This window comes from Methanolinea sp., assembly GCA_016699325.1.
Classification (GTDB): Archaea; Halobacteriota; Methanomicrobia; order Methanomicrobiales; family Methanospirillaceae; genus UBA9949.
Genome location: CP064971.1, coordinates 392,220 through 409,349 on the forward strand (window position 1 = coordinate 392,220; position 17,130 = coordinate 409,349).

At 58.3% G+C, this 17,130-nt stretch carries 8 protein-coding genes; 3 read left to right on the forward strand and 5 right to left on the reverse strand.

The window, feature by feature from the left end; translation table 11 throughout:
* Positions 1 to 169 precede the first annotated feature (169 nt).
* Positions 170 to 1,831, reverse strand: coding sequence for an AMP-binding protein (locus IPI71_02015; protein ID QQR71906.1), 1,662 nt, complete (start codon positions 1,829 to 1,831; stop codon positions 170 to 172).
* A 149-nt stretch (positions 1,832 to 1,980) separates the two neighbouring features.
* On the opposite strand from IPI71_02015, the gene IPI71_02020 reads away from it, so the two are divergent.
* Positions 1,981 to 2,193 (forward strand): hypothetical protein, encoded by a 213-nt coding sequence (locus IPI71_02020; protein QQR71321.1) that lies wholly within the window; start codon positions 1,981 to 1,983, stop codon positions 2,191 to 2,193.
* 50 nt (positions 2,194 to 2,243) lie between these two features.
* Here IPI71_02020 and IPI71_02025 read toward each other — a convergent pair whose 3' ends face one another.
* Positions 2,244 to 3,902: an AMP-binding protein gene (locus IPI71_02025; GenBank protein QQR71322.1), complete on the reverse strand. Its 1,659-nt coding sequence runs from the start codon at positions 3,900 to 3,902 to the stop codon at positions 2,244 to 2,246.
* Between the two features lie 109 nt (positions 3,903 to 4,011).
* On the opposite strand from IPI71_02025, the gene IPI71_02030 reads away from it, so the two are divergent.
* A complete protein-coding gene (locus IPI71_02030; protein ID QQR71323.1) occupies positions 4,012 to 4,566 on the forward strand; it encodes a TATA-box-binding protein in 555 nt (184 codons plus the stop codon).
* A gap of 1 nt (position 4,567) precedes the next feature.
* Here IPI71_02030 and IPI71_02035 read toward each other — a convergent pair whose 3' ends face one another.
* The 3 genes from IPI71_02035 to IPI71_02045 are packed head-to-tail and all read right to left on the reverse strand — an operon-like array spanning position 4,568 to position 8,740.
* A complete protein-coding gene (locus IPI71_02035; protein ID QQR71324.1) occupies positions 4,568 to 7,297 on the reverse strand; it encodes a DEAD/DEAH box helicase in 2,730 nt (909 codons plus the stop codon).
* On the reverse strand, positions 7,236 to 7,994 hold the full coding sequence (locus tag IPI71_02040) for a metallophosphoesterase (GenBank protein QQR71325.1): 759 nt from the start codon (positions 7,992 to 7,994) through the stop codon (positions 7,236 to 7,238). The genes IPI71_02035 and IPI71_02040 overlap by 62 nt, the downstream gene beginning before the upstream one ends.
* Complete coding sequence (locus IPI71_02045) at positions 7,991 to 8,740, reverse strand: hypothetical protein (protein ID QQR71326.1); 750 nt, start codon at positions 8,738 to 8,740, stop codon at positions 7,991 to 7,993. The genes IPI71_02040 and IPI71_02045 overlap by 4 nt, the downstream gene beginning before the upstream one ends.
* A 322-nt stretch (positions 8,741 to 9,062) precedes the next feature.
* Between IPI71_02045 and IPI71_02050 the strand changes: the two genes are divergently transcribed.
* Positions 9,063 to 17,126 (forward strand): PKD domain-containing protein, encoded by an 8,064-nt coding sequence (locus tag IPI71_02050; protein ID QQR71327.1) that lies wholly within the window; start codon positions 9,063 to 9,065, stop codon positions 17,124 to 17,126.
* Positions 17,127 to 17,130: the final 4 nt, after the last annotated feature.

Sequence of the window (17,130 nt, forward strand, 5' to 3'; positions counted from 1 at the left end):
AGGCGGTGCAGAGAAATAAAGATGTGTGTTTTTTTTGACGGGGCACCGTGGGATAATCCCGGAATCCTGCTCTCGATGCACTTGAAAGTCTCCCCCCGCCCTGATGAGATTTCCCGGCTGCGATGTCCGGACATCCCGGTGCCGGTTTTTCCCGGGGACTCCTCCCCCTTCACTCGTCTTCGCGGATGGTTCGCCCTTCCCCCGAAAGCTCCCGCTCGCGGAGGATGTTCCGCCGTATCTTGCCCGAGATGGTCTTAGGGAGGTCTTCGGTGAACTCAATGGCCCGGGGATACTTGTAGGGAGCGGTATGCTTCTTGACGAACTCCTGGATGTCCTTTGCCAGCTGCTCGGATGGCTGGAAACCCTCCTTCAGCACGATGTAGGCCTTCACGATCATGCCCCGGATGACATCCGGGGACCCGACCACCGCTGCCTCCTTGACCGACGGGTGCTCGAGCAGCGCACTCTCCACCTCGAAGGGGCCGATGCGGTAGCCGGAGGACTTGATCACGTCATCGTCGCGGCCAACAAACCAGTAATAACCGTCCTTGTCCATGGAGGCCTTGTCGCCGGTGTAGTAATAATCGCCGATGAAGACTTCCTCGTTGGCCTCCCTGTCATGGAGGTAGCCGTCAAAGAGACCGACCGGCCGGTCGGGCTTTACCCGGATGGCTATCCGGCCCACCTCACCCTGGGGGACTGGTTTGCCGTCCTCGTCCTGGAGCTCGATCTGCCAGCCCGGGGATGGCTTTCCCATAGATCCGGCCCGGGGCTCAATGCAGGGAAAGGTTCCGATCACCAGCACGGCCTCGGTCTGGCCGTAGCCTTCATAGATGGTCAGGCCGGTCCCCTCCTTCCAGACCCGGATCACCTCGGGATTGAGGGGCTCTCCGGCGCTGACGCAGTGGCGGAGCTCCTTCAAATCGAACTTCTCGAGGTCGGCGAGGATGAGCATCCGGTAAACCGTCGGGGGGGCACAGAAGACCGTCACCTCGTAGTGCTCGAGGACCGGTAACAGCTCGGTCGGCTTGAACCGTCCCCGGATGTCGTAGACCAGCATGCAGGCCCCGCAGAGCCAGGGTCCGAAGAACTTGCCCCACGACGACTTGGCCCAGCCGGTGTCGGCCAGGGTGAAATGGAGGTCGTTTTCCCTGAGATCGAGCCAGAATGCCCCGGTGGTCACGTGTCCGAGCGGCAGGGCGTGGTTGTGGAGCACCATCTTCGGCTCCCCGGTGGTGCCGGAGGTGAAGTAGATGACCATAGGGTCGGTGCTCTTCGTCTTCTCCATGCCGGCAACCTTCACCAGGCTCCGGGAGACAGGGGCCGGGTAGGTGGTCTCCTCGATGTAGCTAACCCAGCCGGGGAGGTGGGCGTCGATGACCAGTCTGCCGGCAAGCGTCGGGCAATCACAGCAGATCTCCTCGAGCTTCGGGGCGTTCTCTGCATCGGTGACGACCATCCTGATCTTTGCGGCATTGATCCGGTAACGGAGGTCCTTTGCGGTGAGCATGGTCGGGCATGGGCAGAATACCGCCCCGAGCTTGATGCAGGCGATGGCAAAGACCCACCATTCGGGAACGCGGGGGAGCATTATGATAACCCGGTCGCCCTTCTTGACCCCGTACTTCAGCAGCATGTTTGCCGCCGAGTTCGAGAGGTTCATCATTTGACGGAAGGTGAATGTCTTCTCCTTCCCTTCCTGGTTCACCCATATCATGGCCAGCCGGTTCCGGTCGGCGAGGCCGTGCCGATCGATAACCTCAAAACCGAAATTATAGTATTCCGGGACCTCGATCCGGAAATCCCGGTACGTCTCATCGTAATCCTCCATGGTGTACCCGGCACACGACATATGAACGGATATATTTTTCACGAGGAGTCTTTAAGGTGTCTTTTTAACCACAGCGAGGATACCCCTGGTAAAATGGGCCGCTGGAGATTGTTCCTGTTCGGGCATCATGAAGGGAAGACATCCTGGTCATGCCCTGTACCCTGGCCTCAGTCCCGCCATGGAAGGGTGTTTCCGGAGCAGTCCCTTCCACGACCGGGCCATTCCGCACTATCGGAAGGAAAGAAAAACGGCGAACGGTCCTGGTGTGGGATGCTATCGCCAAACTTGAAGGCAGCGTCATACACCGGGCGGATGGGACCATCAAGGAACGGACTGGTGAGGGATGCCATCACCGAACTTGAAGGCAGCTACAAAGAAACAGGAGAGATGGTATGGAGAAAGGTCGCTTCCCTCAAGTCCCGGTCAGCGACTTTTCCAGTTCCCGCTGCCGGAGCTCGTTTCGCCTTATCTTGCCCGAGAGGGTCTTTGGAAGCTCATCGACGAACTCGATGGCCCGGGGGTACTTGTAGGGAGCGGTGGTCCTGCGGACATGGGACTGGATGTCCCTGATCAGGGTCTCGGAAGGCTCGAACCCCGGCCTGAGCACGATGAAGGCCTTCACGATCACCCCCCGGATCAGGTCCGGCGATCCAACTACCGCGGATTCCTGGACGGCAGGGTGCTCGAGCAGCGCACTCTCCACTTCGAAGGGGCCGATCCGGTACCCGGATGACTTGATGATGTCATCATCGCGGCCTACGAACCAGAAATAGCCGTCCTTGTCCATGAATGCCTTGTCACCGGTGTAGTAAAAGCCGTTCACGAACGAGGCAGCGTTCGCTTCGGGACTGTTGATATACTCGATGAAGAGTCCCACCGGGCGCGGATCAAGGGAGATCGCAATCCGCCCCTCCTCGCCCTGCACGACCGGGTTTCCATCATCGTCGTGGAGTTCCACGTGCCAGCCCGGGGCCGGCCGGCCCATCGACCCCGGCCGGGTCTCCATTCCCCGGAACGTGCCGATGCAGCATACGGTCTCGGTCTGGCCGTAGCCCTCCGATATGGTCTGGCCGGTTCCCTCCTTCCAGACCCGGACCACTTCGGGGTTGAGCGGTTCACCGGCACTCGTGCAACGGCGCAGCTCGCGAAGGTCGAACTTTCCGAGGTCAGCGAGGATCAGCATCCGGTAAATGGTGGGAGGGACGCAGAAAGTGCTGATCTCGTACTTCTCGAGGAGGGGCAAGAGCTCGGTCGCCTTGAACTTCCCCCGCACATCGTATACAAAGATACAGGCTCCGCAAATCCACTGGCCGAATATCTTGCCCCAGGCGCATTTCGCCCACCCGGTATCAGACGAGGTGAAATGGACATCCTGCTCCGAGACATCCTGCCAGAGCCTGGCAGTAACGAGGTGGCCGAGCGGGTAGCTCTGGTTGTGGAGTACCATCTTAGGTTCACCGGTTGTGCCCGATGTGAAGTAGATGAGCATTGGGTCGGTGGCAAGGGTTTTTTTCCCCGAGGGGTGACTGACCGAGCGGAACGAGACAGGGGCCGGGTAGAGGAGTTCGCTTGGGAAGCTCACCCATCCCGGGAGCGCTCCATCGACGAGGAACCTGCAGGTAAGCGTTGAGCATTCCTCCGTTACCTGCTCGACTTTTGCCGAATGCTCCATGTTGGTGATGATCATCTTGAATTTCCCGGCATTCAGCCGGTAGCGGATGTCTTTCGTGGTGAGCATGGTCGGGCAGGGACACAGCACCGCTCCAAGCTTGATCAGGCCGATGACAAAGATCCACCATTCCGGGACACGGGGGAGCATAAGCAGCACACGATCGCCCTTCTGGATACCGTATTTGACCAGGATGTTGGCCGCCTGGTTTGAGAGGTTTTTTAAGTCCCGGAACGAGTATTTCTTCTCTTCCCCCTGCTGGTTGACCCAGATCATGGCCAGCTTGTTCCGGTCCTTCTCTGCCCACGCATCGATCACATCGAACCCGAAATTGTAGTATTTCGGGACCTCTATCCGGAAATCACGGCAGAGGGTCTCGTAATCCTGATACCTGTCCATCATGAATTAGAAAAATTTGCCTTTATCCGACATCAACGTGTCTTTTTATATCCGGCCGGATCTTCTTCACTTCAACAGTATTATCGTGTTCCGGGGATCATATACGAAGAACATGATCCCTGCGAAGTACGATTCGCTGAAGATCGAGAATATCGTTGCATCGGGTGCAATAGCCGATTCCATCAACCTCTCCGAAATTGCAGCGCGGGTGAAGTCCTGCGAACTCAATACGAAACGGTTCCCCGGCGCGGTCTTCCGGATAGATAAGCCGAAGATCGCCTCGCTCATCTTCTCCTCGGGAAAAGTGGTCCTTACCGGCATCAGGGACGAAGAGGCCCTAAAGACAGGGCTCGATCAGATAATCAGGGAGATGAAAAAGGCTGGAGTGGAGACCTATGAAACGCCGCGGGTCGCCATCACCAACATCGTCTGCTCGTACGATATCGGGAAGTACATAAATCTCAACAAGCTGGTCATCACCCTCAACCTCGAGAATATAGAGTACGAACCCGAGCAGTTCCCGGGGCTGGTCTACCGGATTGGCGACCCGAAGATCGTCGCGCTCCTCTTTTCTTCCGGAAAGATCATCCTGACCGGGGGCAAAAACCTCGAGGATATCAGGCGGGGCCTCGACCTCCTCGAACAGAAACTTGCAAACGTCCTCTGACTCACCAGTATTTCCGGGTCCGGATATAGTTCCGTTCTGCCCTGAGGATCTCGGCAAAAAAGGCGTCACCCTCGGTGAGCGTGGCGAGGATCCGGGAAGCGATCTCCGGCCCGACGCCCTTTGCGGCAAGGGCAAGTACCGCTTTTTTTCCTCCCGAGAGCACGATGTTGGCATTCCTGAGAAGCCGGGCCTCGGTCGTTCTTTCCTCTTCTGACTTATCTTTCCTGGCTGCAGCGGCATACTGTGGTTCCTCCCAGGGCTTGAGCACGGCGATCAACCGGGCACCACAGCGGGGACAGACAGGGTGGTCCTGGACCCTGCCGGCAACGGTCCGGCTCTTCCATTTCCGGCAGTTCATGCAGGCGAGCACTATCTCCTGTCCCTCAATCCGGCGCCGCAGGGTAGAGAGGACAGCCTGGTCGGCCAGGGGAGGGGGCATCTGGTCCCGCGATGAGAAGAGGGCGTCTGCCCCAAGCAGGGAGAGCCTTCCGGTCTCCACGGTGATGCTCCCGTCCCGGACCCCCGCTAGGATCCGGCCAGCGGCAGCCACATCCATGTAGACCGTGAAGAGTTCCCGGTACGTCTCCTCCTGGACCACGGTGTTTTCAAAGAGCTCGATCAGTTTATAGCTGCTCAGCCGCTCGTAGTCGGCGTCGGGATCGATTGCCCCGAACTTCTTGGCGACCTGGACGAGCTTCCACTTGAAGAGCGCGGTCCGTTTCATGGCGATCTGGAGGATGCCTTCCACGTGGGCCGGGTCGAGCCCGCAGAGGGCTTCGCGGACCTCAGCGGTGCCCACGTGAGAGGGGAGCCTGAAGAGGATTCGATAGGCATCGATCTCGATTCCCACCGTGGTCCCGAACCGGGCAGAGAGGAGGACCGAGATCGCTCTCCCGAGCGCTTCGTTTGCCCGGTGACCGGCGCAGCAGTTGCAGACCACTCCTTCCTGCCCGCCTTCGAGCACGATCAGCGTGTCATCCGGGATCCTGCTCCGGTTCCGGTCCATCTCGGCGAGGAACCGTGAGGCAAACTGCTCCGGTACCTCCCCTGCTCCATAGACCTTAAACGAACGGGTCCTCCTCAGTTCCCCGACTTCCCGTGCAACCGCATAGGGAACCGGGATCTGCTCGCCCTCCCACGAGGGAAGTTCCCCTTTCACCCTGCGGGCCGGCTCGACGATGATCCTCCCTTCCTCCATGTCGAGGGCCCGCCAGAGCTGTCCCTTGGTGATGAACACGGCCCCGGTGTAGACCGACCCGACCACGAAGGATTCGTCCAGCGTTCCCACGGTCCTCCTGGAGACCATGTCGAAGATCTGCACCTTCCGTTCATCGTGGATCATGGAGAGGTTGGCAGCGAGGTAGCGACGGGCACGGAGGGTGGTGATAACCTCGTCGCCGTCAAGCCGGATCAGGTGGTGCTCGGCAGCCTGGGCACAGACCCTGTCGATGAGGTCCCCGGCCGACGAAAATGTCGAGCACCGGGAAAGGATGTCCCTGATCCGGCCACGGGAGATCCTCCCGTACTCCACGGTGAGCCCGGCAACCTGGTTGGCGAGAACATCGGCAGGGTTGACCGGAGGGTGGACATGCTCGACCTCCCCCGCCTTCGCCCGCCGGGCAATGACCAGCGATTCGAGGAGGTCGTCAAAGCCGGTGGCGAGGATGGTTCCCCGGGAGGTCTCGTACAGGCTGTGGCCGGCACGCCCGATCCGCTGGACCAGCCGGGAGACCTCGCGGGGGGAGCCAAACTGGATCACGTGCTCGATATGCCCGATATCGATCCCGAGCTCCATTGACGACGTGCAGATCAGCCCCCGGAGCTGCCCTGATTTGAACCGCTCTTCCGCATCGATCCTGACGTCGCGGGAGAGCGACCCGTGGTGAACTTCCACGTCCCCCCGGGAGAAGAGATGGTGCCCGAGCGCTTCGGCAGTGGCGCGGGTGTTCACGAAGACCAGGGTCGAGGCGTGCCGGTCGATGGCCTCCCCGATCCACCGGGCCTGCATCTCGAACGTGTCTCCGGCAAACTCGACCGAGATCTCGAGGTGCTTCGTGACTTCGACTTCCACCACTGAGAACTCCCGGTCCCCGCAGAGGAACCGCCCCACCTCGCCAGGGTTCCCGACCGTGGCCGAGAGCCCTATCCTCTGGAACTCCCCGGAATATTCGGCAAGCCGCTCCAGGGCAACCGCAAGCTGGGCTCCCCGCTTCCCGCCGGCCAGCTCATGGATCTCATCGACAATCACGTACCGGACGTTCCGCAGGTGTTTCCGGAGCACTTTGCCCATGAAGAGGGCCTGGAGGGTCTCGGGCGTGGTGATGAGGAGTTCCGGGGGGGAGAGGGCCTGTTTCCTCCGCTCGGTCGTGGTGGTGTCACCGTGCCTGACACCCACGGTGATACCAAGTTCCCTGCACCACCAGGAGAGACGCTGGAGCATATCCCGGTTCAGCGACCGAAGCGGGGTGATGTAGAGGGCAGAGAACCCGCCCGATCGCTCCTTCAGGAGGGCATCGAAGACCGGGATCATCGCGCTCTCCGTCTTTCCCGTCCCGGTCGGCGCGATCAGGACCAGGTGTTTCCCGGCCTGCACCTGGGGGAGGGCGAGGGCCTGGATCTCGGAAAGCTCTGCAAATCCCCGCTTCCGGATACATTCCCGGATCCGGGGGTCAAGGTACCTGGTCTGTTCCATGCTCCTCCAGGGACGAGATCGGACCGATGAAGGTTCCATCTGGGAGAAAGATCTCGGCTGCCTCCCACCTGATACAGCGGGACAGGGGGGAGAACGGTTCCCGGGCCGTGCGCACCAGGTCATAGCCGGACAGCTCGTTGAAGGCCGGCATGAACAGTGTCCGGGTGAGCATGCGATCCCCGGGAGGAAATCCCAGGCACTGCTCATCCACTGGTGAGAAAAGGTAGACCGGGGACCGCATGGCACAGCCCACCTCGTCTTTGAGGCTGGCCAGCGGGTGGTGGTGACCGGCGATTATCAGGAGGCCGGCAAGCGACGGGTCAGGATACATATGCCCGTGAACATACCCTGTCCCGTCGACCACGGCCCCTTCTTTCGGCAGTATCTCGCCAGGCTCGAAAAACTTCTCAATGCCGGCATCGTGGTTGCCCGGGACGATCTGCACCGCCACATGGGATCTGAGCCGTTCTATGATCCCCGGGATCTCCCGGAACTCCTGGCGGGAAGTGAGCGGAACGCCATGCTTCAGATCGCCCAGGATGAGGAGGAGGTCGGGGCTGGCATCCGTGATGCAGGCCTCGAGCCGTTCCAGCCGCTCCTGGCTCCTGCTCCGGAAATGCAGCCCGTGGCGGGCCAGGTCGGATTCAATTCCCAGGTGAAGGTCTGCGACCACCAGCACCCGTTTCGTATTGGTGACCAGCAGCGCCGGCCCTTTCCCAAAAAAGCCGAGGTTCATAACGATTTGAAGACCTCTCGTGCTGGCTGGTAGCATTCATCCTCTTCGAGGAGGAACCGGACCGCCTCCCGGAGCTCTCGTCCACCGATGCCGGATGCTCCGGCAATGGCGGCAAGATCGTCGTAAGAGATACCTTTCTTTCCACCAGATTCCTTTATGATGGCGAGCACTGCTGCGGCAATATCTTCCTGTGAGCGGGATGCTTCGGACGACGGCATCACTCCATCAAGGGCATGGCAGACCATCCCGGCCATCTCCCGTATACAATTGCCTGTCATGGCGTATTGCTCCAGGGCGGCAACAACCGGTCCCGGACCGGTCCCGGAACGGAGCGCATCGGTAAGGAGGGCTATCCTGCCACCGGTGATCTCTGCTGTCCTGATGACCCAGCGGTCCCGGATCGCCCGAGTAGACTCGCCCAGGGAATGGAGCAAGACCCCCGGTCCCGCATCCCCGGAGAAGAAAACTGCCTCTCCGGTCACGGTCACAAAAGAGGGCACGGAAAGGTCGCGGAGTGCGTCCTGCTGCTCCCGGTCAGGGCGCTCTGCCCGGATCTCGAAAACACCGGTCGGGTCTGCCACCCGGCCGGACCACCGGTCGGGTCCCCGGAACCCGGTCTCTGTCAGGGCCCCGGCAAGAAAGATCAGGCGACAGCATGCGCCGGTAGGTGTCAGGATCCGTTCCTGGAACAGAGGGAGCCGTGCCCGTGCATATTCCCCGGCAAACACCCTTGTCATTCCTTCCAAAACCGACCATCTCCGGAGGGGTACTTCATGGTACTGGGGTAGTTCCCCTCTCCTTTTCAGGTAGAGGATTGGTGGTGAAAGAAAATATCCATTATGTTCAGGGACAAAAAACCTTGTGCGCAACGCAGGTAAACGAGATCGCAGGGCAGCGCCTTATGTCTGGTTTAATCGCTTCCTGTGTAAAAAGAGAAAAAAAATAGGCGTATCGTCAGAAGAATTTATATATAAGGACTTCACCATCTCACATAAAGGGCTCTTTATGAAAACAAATCGCATCTTGTTGTTGTTATTACTCTTGGTGCCCTTAGCCGGGGTTCTCTGCATGAATGCGGCAGGGGATGGTTCTCTTGCAACAGCACCAGCCCTCGTTCTTTCTGGTGGCGAAAGGGACGGGGTTACAATCTATGGACCAGGTGAACAAATCGGAGCATCGTTGTCATTTCCCCTCCTGTTCATGGGAAATGCCGGGCAGTTCCCGGACAACGTAATCTTCATGGCCATCTCGGATTCCGGCCCGATCTCCTTTGGCGCCTGGGGTTCCGATCTCTCTCTGGTTTCACCGGAAAGCGGGCAAACAGCACTGGTAGGGTTCAGGTTTGATGGTGCATCAGATGCTGTGACACTGGCGGGGATGGAGAGGCTCGATTGCAGTGCCAATTTCCTTACCGGCAACGATCCGGAGGCATGGATAACCGGGGTGGAGATGTATCGTGGGATCAAGTACGTTGGACTTTACCCGGGAATCGATCTCGTATACGAAGGATTGCCGGATGGTCTCAAGAGCACATATATCGTCCGGCCCGGTGCCGATCCTGGCGTCATCATTCTTGAATACTCCGGCCAGGAGGGTCTCTCACTTGCCCCGGACGGATCCCTGGTACTCACGACCCGGGCAGGTCCGGTCGTTCATAGCGCTCCCTACTGTTACCAGCTGATAGAGGGATCAATTGTCGAAGTCAGTTCTTCCTATCGCATGACCGGCCAGGGAGGTGTCGGTTTCATGGTGGGGGACTATGACCCCGGTTACGACCTGGTCATCGACCCGGTATTGAAATACGGGCTATATCTCAGGGGGTTGGGCGTGAGTGAAGCATATGGTGTTGCATCGGACCCGCAGGGGAACGCCTACGTGACCGGTAGGACGTTTTCCACCCCCTACAATGTGTCAGCAGGCAGTACGGGATCCAATGCCGGTGGTACCGATGTCGTTGTTGTCAAGATCAACCCTGAAGGGACGCTCCCGCTTTTCATCACCTACCTGGGAGGCGAAGGCAACGATGCCGGATATGGAATACAGATAGATGCCAGCGGGGGGGTTTATGTGGTCGGTACCACCAACTCCACCAATTTCCCGGTTGTAAACCCTCTCCAGGGAGATAACGCGGGACTCAACGATGCGTTTGTCATGCGGCTGGCTCCCAACGGGTCATCGCTTGTTTACTCAACCTACCTGGGGGGAAATAACAACGATTATGGGTATGCCATTGCACTTGATGGAGCGAACAACGCGTACATCACCGGATCTACCGAATCCAGCTCCTTCTCTGTTCCCAGCACAATGAAACGGACTTCTCGGGGCGGTATTTCCGATGCTTACCTGCTGAAAATCAGGAGCGACGGGCGAGAACTCATCGATACTGAATATGTCGGCGGAAAGGTCATGGAAACCGGGTACGGCATTGCAGTCGATGAAGCTGGCTATGCCTACATTGCCGGTGAAACATTTTCATGGGATTTCCCGGTTAAAAATGCTGCCTATCCCACCTTTGGCGGGTATAGCGACGCCTTCGTGACCAAGATCGCACCTGCTGGCGATCCGTTTGTTTATTCTACCTATATCGGTGGATCAGACATGGATGGGGCGCGGGCGATTGATGTCGGCAGTGATGGATCAGTCCATGTAACGGGACTCACCCGGTCACGTAACTTCCCGACCAAGAACGCCTTCAAACCGGTAAATCCGGGATTGATCAGTTCTTTCTATACTCGTCTGGAACCCTCCGGAAATGCACTCAACCTCTCCACGTATCTGACCGGGCCGGGATTCGATGAAGGAAGAGGAATCGTTGTCAATCCCGCCGGCTCGGTGTATATCACTGGAATAACCAAGGCAGAAAACATGCAAACCATCAATGCGTCCCAGCCCCATTACGGCGGCGGCGTCTCGGATGCATTCATTGCAAAGTTTGCCGAAGGAGAGAGTTACCCCGCATACTTAACCTATTTCGGGGGAAGCAACAAGGAAGAGGCGTATGGTATTGCAGCAGATGGAAAATGCGGGGTGTTTATCTCAGGAGTGACATGGTCTGATAACATGCCGGCAAGCGATCCTTATCCCCCGGCCTTTACTCCTGCCGGGAGAGGTGGATTCGTAGCGCTGGTCTGGGACGAGGAGACCTGCTGTATACCCCCCATTGCAGTGTTTGAAGCCAATCCATCTTCCGGATATGCCCCGCTGGACGTCAAGTTTACCGACCTTTCGAGCGGGACACCTGAATCGTGGTCATGGGAGTTCGGTGACGGCGGAACGTCCACCGAGCAGAATCCTCTGCACACCTACACCACGGTCGGCAACTATACCGTGAACCTCACGGTGCAGAACAACTGTGGAACCAATACCACCTCCGGGACGATTGTTGCGTTATGCCTCGAGCCGGTGGCCGACTTCTCGGCAAACAGGACTTCCGGCAAGGTTCCCCTCTCAGTCCAGTTTACCGACTCCTCGCAAAACAATGTGACTTCCTGGTCATGGCAGTTCGGTGACGGTGGAACGTCAACCAAACAGAACCCGGTCCATACCTACACCGCTCCTGGCACTTACACGGTGAACCTCACTGTTATGAACAACTGCGGGTCCGGCACTGCTTCCAAACCCATGTACATCACCGCCGAACCCTGTCCGCTGCCGGTGGCCGACTTCTCGGCAAACAGGACTTCCGGCAAGGTTCCCCTCTCAGTCCAGTTTACCGACTCCTCGCAAAACAACGTGACTTCCTGGTCATGGCAGTTCGGTGACGGTACCACTTCCATCGAACAGAACCCTGTCCATACCTACACGGTAGCCGGGGACTATACCGTGACCCTCACCGTGACAAACGAGTGCGGGTCCGACTCGGCCTCGAAACAAGAGTATATCACTGCTGAACCCTGTCCGCCGCCTGTAGCGAATTTCAACGCCAACAGGACTTCCGGTAAGGCCCCTCTCTCCGTCCAGTTCACCGACCTCTCCACAAACGACCCGGATACCTGGCTCTGGCAGTTCGGTGACGGTGACACTTCCACCGAACAGAACCCTGTCCATACCTATACCATTCCTGGCACTTACACCGTGAACCTCACCGTAACAAACGAATGCGGGTCCGACTCGGCCTCGAAACAAGAGTATATCACTGCTGAACCCTGTCCGCCGCCTGTAGCGAATTTCAACGCCAACAGGACTTCCGGTAAGGCCCCTCTCTCCGTCCAGTTCACCGACCTCTCCACCAACGACCCGGATACCTGGCTCTGGCAGTTCGGTGACGGTGACACTTCCACCGAACAGGACCCTGTCCATACCTATACCATTCCTGGCACTTACACCGTGAACCTCACCGTAACAAACGAGTGCGGGTGCGATTCAGCCTCGAAACAAGAGTATATCACTGCTGAACCCTGTCCGCCGCCGGTGGCCGACTTCTCGGCAAACAGGACCTCCGGTAAGGCCCCTCTCTCCGTCCAGTTCACCGACCTCTCCACCAACGACCCGGATACCTGGCTCTGGCAGTTCGGTGACGGTGACACTTCCACCGAACAGAACCCTGTCCATACCTATACCATTCCTGGCACTTACACCGTGAACCTCACCGTAACAAACGAATGCGGGTGCGATTCAGCCTCGAAACAAGAGTTTATAACCGCCGAACCCTGCCCGCCGCCGGTGGCCGATTTCTCGGCAAACAGGACTTCCGGCAAGGCCCCTCTCTCCGTCCAGTTCACCGACCTCTCCACCAACGACCCGGATACCTGGCTCTGGCAGTTCGGTGACGGTGACACTTCCACCGAACAGGACCCGGTCCATACCTATACCACTCCTGGCACTTACACCGTGAACCTCACCGTAACAAACGAGTGCGGGTGCGATTCAGCCTCGAAACAAGAGTTTATAACCGCCGAACCCTGCCCGCCGCCGGTGGCCGACTTCTCGGCAAACAGGACCTCCGGTAAGGCCCCTCTCTCCGTCCAGTTCACCGACCTATCCACCAACGACCCGGATACCTGGCTCTGGCAGTTCGGTGACGGTGACACTTCCACCGAACAGGACCCGGTCCATACCTATACCATTCCTGGCACTTACACCGTGAACCTCACCGTAACAAACGAGTGCGGGTGCGATTCAGCCTCGAAACAAGAGTATATCACTGCTGAACCCTGTCCGCCGCCGGTGGCCGACTTCTCGGCAAACAGGACCTCCGGTAAGGCCCCTCTCTCCGTCCAGTTCACCGACCTCTCCACAAACGACCCGGATACCTGGCTCTGGCAGTTCGGTGACGGTGACACTTCCACCGAAAAGAACCCTGTCCATACCTACACGGTAGCCGGGGACTATACCGTGACCCTCACCGTGACAAACGAATGCGGGTGCGATTCAGCCTCGAAACAAGAGTATATCACTGCTGAACCCTGTCCGCCGCCGGTGGCCGACTTCTCGGCAAACAGGACCTCCGGTAAGGCCCCTCTCTCCGTCCAGTTCACCGACCTCTCCACAAACGACCCGGATACCTGGCTCTGGCAGTTCGGTGACGGTGACACTTCCACCGAAAAGAACCCTGTCCATACCTACACGGTAGCCGGGGACTATACCGTGACCCTCACCGTGACAAACGAATGCGGGTGCGATTCAGCCTCGAAACAAGAGTTTATAACCGCCGAACCCTGCCCGCCGCCGGTGGCCGATTTCTCGGCAAACAGGACTTCCGGTAAGGCCCCTCTCTCCGTCCAGTTCACCGACCTCTCCACCAACGACCCGGATACCTGGCTCTGGCAGTTCGGTGACGGTGACACTTCCACCGAACAGGACCCGGTCCATACCTATACCACTCCTGGCACTTACACCGTGAACCTCACCGTAACAAACGAGTGCGGGTGCGATTCAGCCTCGAAACAAGAGTTTATAACCGCCGAACCCTGCCCGCCGCCGGTGGCCGACTTCTCGGCCAACCAGACCTGCGGGAAGATCCCCCTCTCTGTCCAGTTCACCGACCTCTCCACAAACGACCCGGATACCTGGCTCTGGCAGTTCGGTGACGGTGACACTTCCACCGAACAGAACCCGGTCCATACCTATACCACTCCTGGCACTTACACCGTGAACCTCACCGTAACAAACGAATGCGGGTGCGATTCCGCCTCGAAACAAGAGTTTATATCCGCTGAACCCTGTCCGCCGCCGGTGGCCGACTTCTCGGCAAACAGAACCTCCGGTAAGGCCCCTCTCTCCGTCCAGTTCACCGACCTCTCCACAAACGGCCCGGATACCTGGCTCTGGCAGTTCGGTGACGGTGACACTTCCACCGAACAGAACCCTGTCCATACCTATACCACTCCTGGCACTTACACCGTGACCCTCACCGTAACAAACGAGTGCGGGTGCGATTCAGCCTCGAAACAAGAGTTTATAACCGCTGAACCCTGTCCGTTGCCGGTGGCCGACTTCTCGGCCAACCAGACCTGCGGGAAGATCCCCCTCTCCGTCCAGTTCACTGACCTCTCCACAAACGGCCCGGATACCTGGCTCTGGCAGTTCGGTGACGGTGCCACTTCCACCGAACAGAACCCTGTCCATACCTATACCACTCCTGGCACTTACACCGTGACCCTCACTGTCACAAACGAATGCGGGTGCGATTCCGCCTCCAGGCCGGCGTACATCACCGCTCAACCCTGTCCGCCGCCGGTTGCATCCTTCGAGATGAATAAGAGCTGTGGATTTCCCCCGGTCACGATCGGGTTCACCGATACCTCTGCCAACGACCCGCACACCTGGTTCTGGCAGTTCGGTGACGGTGGAACGTCCACCCAGAAGAACCCCGCCCACACCTACACTGTTCCAGGGGTCTATACGGTGAGCCTGACCGTTACGAACGACTGTGGAACAGATTCGACATGTGGGACATTTTATGGGTATTCCTGTGACCCTCCGATTGCCAATTTCACCGCAAACCGGACCTCTGGAAATGCTCCCTTAGCGGTTCAGTTCTGGGATACCTCCCTCAACAGCCCCTCTTCATGGCACTGGGATTTCGGTGACGGTGCAACTGCAACCGACAGGAACCCGGTCCATACGTATACAGATCCCGGGACGTATACCGTGAAGCTCACCGTCACCAACAATGCAGGGTCGGATTGGATCAGCAAACCCGGCTTCATCGTAGTGGGGCCGATAATCCCGCAACCTCCCCATCTATTCTATGGGGCAATTACCATCGGTGGGCAACCTTCTTTGGCGGGAACTATCGTGTCCGCCTCCGTTCATGGAGGAGGGGGATCCATTGTTGCGGACAAACCCGGGCAGTATGGAGAACCCGGGGCATCAGGTGAAAAACTCATCGTCCAGGGACAAATCGTGAACGGGACGCCCATCACCTTCTACCTCAACGGGTCTGCCGCCGAGTGTTATGATGTTGCTGCCGGAGGTAACTGGCAGGCGACCTACCCATTCACTTCGGGCAAAGTCACCGAGCTGAATCTCAGAATCCAGGAGATTCCACCGCAACCCCCGGTTGCCGGTTTCACCGCCAACAAGACTTCAGGCCCGGCTCCGCTCTCTGTCGCATTCACCGACACTTCCACCAATGACCCTGATACATGGGTCTGGGACTTCGGTGACAATACAACAGCCACCACCCAGAATCCGGTCCATGTCTATACCGATGAAGGGTTGTATACTGTCAGTCTAACGGTTACCAACGCCGATGGGACCGATTCCGAGATAAAACAGAATTACATCTTCGTTCTGCCACCTCTGCCACCGCTGCCCCACGCCTTTTATGGGGCAATCACCATTGTCGATGAAGATGCCCCTGCCGGCACCTTCATTTCAGGTGTTGTCAGCGGCGGCGGGGGGTTTGTAATTACCGATGTGAAGGGACGGTACGGTGATGTGGTCAACGACACAAAGAACCTCATCATCCAGGGTTCGATCCCCGAAGGTTCACCGATTTCGTTCTACGCAAACGGCATCCGTGCCGAATGCTACGATGTCGGTGCCGGTGGAGACTGGCAGATGACCTATCCCTACATATGGGGAGGATTGACAGAACTCAATCTCCGGGTAACGGAAATTCCTCCCGCCGACATACCAGTCGCCAATTTCACGGCAAACAGGACTTCGGGAACAGCCCCGCTTGCCGTGCAGTTCATTGACACATCGTTGAACATACCCACATCGTGGTTCTGGGACTTTGGCGACGGATTCACCTCGAACGGCAGGAACCCCGTCCATACCTATCAGTCTCCGGGAACGTACACGGTGAGCCTGAACGTGAGCAACCCGGCGGGCACAAGCTCACTGGTACGGCCGGATTTCATAACCGTTCACGGCGGGCAGCTGCCTCCGGTTGCCGGGTTTACTGCCAATACGACATCCGGGACTGCCCCGCTGTCCGTCCAGTTTACTGATACCTCCAGCAACAATCCCGGCTCGTGGTCCTGGGAGTTCGGTGATCAGACCATATCGGCCCTCCAGAACCCTGTCCACACATACCTCACTGCAGGGTCATACACCGTTAACCTCACCGCAAGCAACGATTTCGGCAGTGGGTCTGTATCAAAGCCCGGGTTCATCAACGTCAGTTCACCTGGAAGGCTGTTCTATATCAACGCCACAGCAGGAAACGGCGGATCTATCAACCCGAGCGGTCTCGTTCCAGTCTCAGAAGGAGCAAATGTCACCTTCAATATCGCCCCGCTCTCGTACTACACGGTCCAGGCCGTAACCGTGGACGGTGTTTCCAAAGGAGCACTATATACCTGGTCCTTTGAAAATGTCCGTGAAAACCACACCATTGTCGCATCCTTCCGGCAGACGGGGACCGGTGGCGGAGGTGGTGGTGGAGGTGGCTACTACGCCACCAGCACCCCAACTCCCACCCCAACCATCACTGTTACCCCCACTCCACAGGAAAATGGAAACATAACTCCCACACCAACCACACCACCACCGACACTGGAGCCTGTGGAGACCGAGACTGCCCCGGTCCCCACCACTACCATCCCACCCGCCCAGCCGTCCTGGTCGCAGTTCCCGCTGGCATGGCTGATCCTCATCATCCTGGTGATCATCATTCTCGCAGGCCTTGCCTATTACTACTACCAGAAGGAGAAGGGCGCAGAACTCTTTGAAAAATAACAAT

Bases quoted from the DNA above. Each gene is read 5' to 3' on its own strand.
- IPI71_02040 (QQR71325.1), bottom strand. From the start codon at position 7,994: ATGAACCTCGGCTTTTTTGGGAAAGGGCCGGCGCTGCTGGTCACCAAT.
- IPI71_02035 (QQR71324.1), bottom strand. From the start codon at position 7,297: ATGGAACCTTCATCGGTCCGATCTCGTCCCTGGAGGAGCATGGAACAG.
- IPI71_02030 (QQR71323.1), top strand. From the start codon at position 4,012: ATGATCCCTGCGAAGTACGATTCGCTGAAGATCGAGAATATCGTTGCA.
- IPI71_02015 (QQR71906.1), bottom strand. From the start codon at position 1,831: ATGGAGGATTACGATGAGACGTACCGGGATTTCCGGATCGAGGTCCCG.
- IPI71_02050 (QQR71327.1), top strand. From the start codon at position 9,063: ATGAATGCGGCAGGGGATGGTTCTCTTGCAACAGCACCAGCCCTCGTT.
- IPI71_02025 (QQR71322.1), bottom strand. From the start codon at position 3,902: ATGATGGACAGGTATCAGGATTACGAGACCCTCTGCCGTGATTTCCGG.
- IPI71_02020 (QQR71321.1), top strand. From the start codon at position 1,981: ATGCCCTGTACCCTGGCCTCAGTCCCGCCATGGAAGGGTGTTTCCGGA.